Genomic DNA, 2733 nt, shown 5'->3' on the forward strand with positions numbered 1-2733 from the left:
TATAAGGTCCTTGAATTAAGTGGATTAGAAACTCACCTCATCCCCTAATTTAATGTTGGTTAAATGAACCATACAGAGGGTCCCCATTTTGAAATATCAGTGAAGAAACTCATGAAGGCGGTTAATTAAGAATTGGGTGATTTCAAGCCATACCAATTAAAGTTTGAATCTGGTCAATTATGGTTTGTATGCTTAGAAAATTAAAACAGAAATTTAGGTTCTATAAAGCTCTTCACACAAATATTCCTTTAAGAAAATTATAACTGCTTTTTTAGAACTTAAATTTCAAGAAGAATTAAAAAAAGGACTGCCAAACGACAGTCCTTCTTATTTGTATTTTAATCAATAGTTTATTCCTCACTTAAGAAAGGATAACGATAATCTGTTGGTGGAACCAAGGTTTCCTTGATGGTTCTTGGCGAAACCCAACGCAACAAATTAATCATAGAACCTGCTTTATCGTTTGTTCCGGAAGCTCTGGAACCTCCAAAAGGTTGTTGGCCCACTACAGCACCGGTTGGTTTGTCATTGATATAAAAATTACCAGCAGCATTAACTAGTCTTTTTGTAGCTAACTCGATCGCATATCGATCTTGAGAGAAAATAGCCCCAGTTAAAGCATAAGGAGATGTTTGGTCTACCAAATCAAGGGTTTCCTCAAATCGCTCCGGCTGATAAACATAAACTGTCAACACAGGTCCAAATATTTCTTCACACATGGTAGTAAACATTGGATCTTTTGCCTCAAGAATAGTTGGTTGAATAAAATACCCAACAGATTTATCATAATCTCCTCCAGCAATTACCTCCACATTTTCACTTTTCTTGGCCTCATCAATGTAAGAAGTGATTTTATTAAAGGCTTTTTCGTCAATCACTGCATTGACAAAGTTGGAGAAGTCTTCTACACCACCCATTCGAATATTTTTCAAATCATTCAGCATATGCTCTTTTACCTCTGGCCAAAGGTTTGCTGGGATATAAGCACGAGAAGCTGCAGAACATTTCTGTCCTTGGTATTCAAAAGCACCACGAACCAAACCTGTAGCCACTGCTTTTGCATTTGAAGAAGGGTGAGCAAGAACGAAGTCTTTTCCACCAGTTTCACCTACAATTCGTGGATAAGATTTGTATTTGTGAATATTCTCCCCAATTGTCTTCCAAATTGATTGGAAAACTGCTGTACTTCCTGTAAAGTGTAGTCCAGCAAAATCGGGATGATTAAAAATCACATCACCTACAGTTGGTCCATCTACATAAATCAGATTAATTACTCCATCAGGAACACCTGCCTCTTTAAAAACCTCCATCAACACATTCGCAGAGTAAATTTGCGTATATGCTGGTTTCCATACCACGGTGTTACCCATCAGGGCAGCAGAAGCCGGTAGATTTCCTGCGATAGCAGTGAAATTAAAAGGGGTTAAAGCAAAAACAAAACCCTCCAAAGGGCGCTGTTCCACTCTGTTCCAAATTCCAGGAGCAGAGTTAGGTTGCTGTCCATAAATTTCCTTCATATAGGAAACATTGAAACGCAGGAAGTCAATGATTTCACAAGCAGCATCAATTTCCGCCTGAAAAGCATTTTTTGACTGCCCCAACATAGTAGCAGCATTTAGCTTTGCACGGTAAGGACCTGCAATTAAATCTGCGGCTTTTAAGAAAATACTTGCCCGGTGTTCCCAAGCCATATTGGCCCATTCCTCTTTCGCACCCAAGGCAGATTTAATAGCTTGTTCAACATGAGAGCGGTCCCCTTCATGAAAATGTCCCAATATATGCTGATGATCATGTGGTGGAGTGAGGGGCTTTAAATCTCCTGTTTTAACTTCTTCACCACCAATGTACATGGGAACATCCACTTTTTTACCTCTGGCTTCTTCAATAGCAGCTTTTAAAGTGGCTCTTTCGGCTGAGCCAGGAGCATAATTCAGCACAGGTTCATTCACTGGTGCCGGGATGTTATATATTCCTTTTGGCATGGTATTAATGGTTTAATAATTCTTTTTTTAATTATTGGGCAAAACTAACATTTTTTTAGTTGTCTACTAAAAATCAGGGAATTGTTTCTGAAAAGAAAAAAGCACAAAACAATGCTTCTAATTTGGCCTACATTATTTATCATAGGTGCCACTAATTGACCAGAATTCTACTCCTAAAAACAACCTAACCCTAATGAAAAAATGGCTATCCCTCTCAAATTTCAATCACAGGTCCAAATGATCTTCCAATTTAAGCTCTCATCAATTTACGCTCTCCATTTCCGACTTTCAATTTTATTAATAGCAAGTTCACGATTGGAATATAAGACCTGATACATTTCTAGATCCTTTTGTAAAGTAATGTCTTTGCTGATAAACTTTAATAAGCGGCTAACAATATCATAGACCTCATCCTTAATATAATAGAAAATCCACCGATCGGCCTTTCTAAAACTTACAATACCTGCATTTTTCAAATAGGTAAGATGCCTTGATGTTTTAGTTTGGGTAAAATCCAAAACTTGCTCCAAATCTGAAATGCACATTTCTTTATTTTGTAAAAGCAAAAATAATATTCTCACACGGGCCTCATCTGAAAAGGCCTTAAAAATCTGGCTTCCAATTCCTAAGCTGAAATGTTTTAAACGCATAGTAAAAATGATTTACCAACAAATATAGGCAATAATGATAGAATTATAGAGAGGTAAGATTTAGCTTATCAAACAATAATGTTATCAAAAGGATAATTTTT

General features: G+C 37.0%; 2 protein-coding genes. Both read right to left on the reverse strand.

The genetic code is table 11. The features are described from left to right. Positions 1-350 precede the first annotated feature (350 nt). On the reverse strand, positions 351-1982 hold the full coding sequence (gene pruA, locus E1171_RS03290) for an L-glutamate gamma-semialdehyde dehydrogenase (RefSeq protein ID WP_155204046.1): 1632 nt from the start codon (positions 1980-1982) through the stop codon (positions 351-353). 266 nt (positions 1983-2248) lie between these two features. Continuing rightward, positions 2249-2632 carry an ArsR/SmtB family transcription factor gene (locus tag E1171_RS03295; protein WP_155204048.1) on the reverse strand — a complete coding sequence of 128 codons (384 nt, stop codon included), beginning with the start codon at positions 2630-2632 and terminating at the stop codon, positions 2249-2251. Positions 2633-2733 lie beyond the last annotated feature (101 nt).

Origin of the sequence: Xanthovirga aplysinae (assembly GCF_009711365.1) — a bacterium.
Lineage (GTDB): Bacteria > Bacteroidota > Bacteroidia > Cytophagales > Cyclobacteriaceae > Xanthovirga > Xanthovirga aplysinae.

Bases quoted from the DNA above. Each gene is read 5' to 3' on its own strand.
- E1171_RS03295 (WP_155204048.1), bottom strand. From the start codon at position 2,632: ATGCGTTTAAAACATTTCAGCTTAGGAATTGGAAGCCAGATTTTTAAG.
- pruA (WP_155204046.1), bottom strand. From the start codon at position 1,982: ATGCCAAAAGGAATATATAACATCCCGGCACCAGTGAATGAACCTGTG.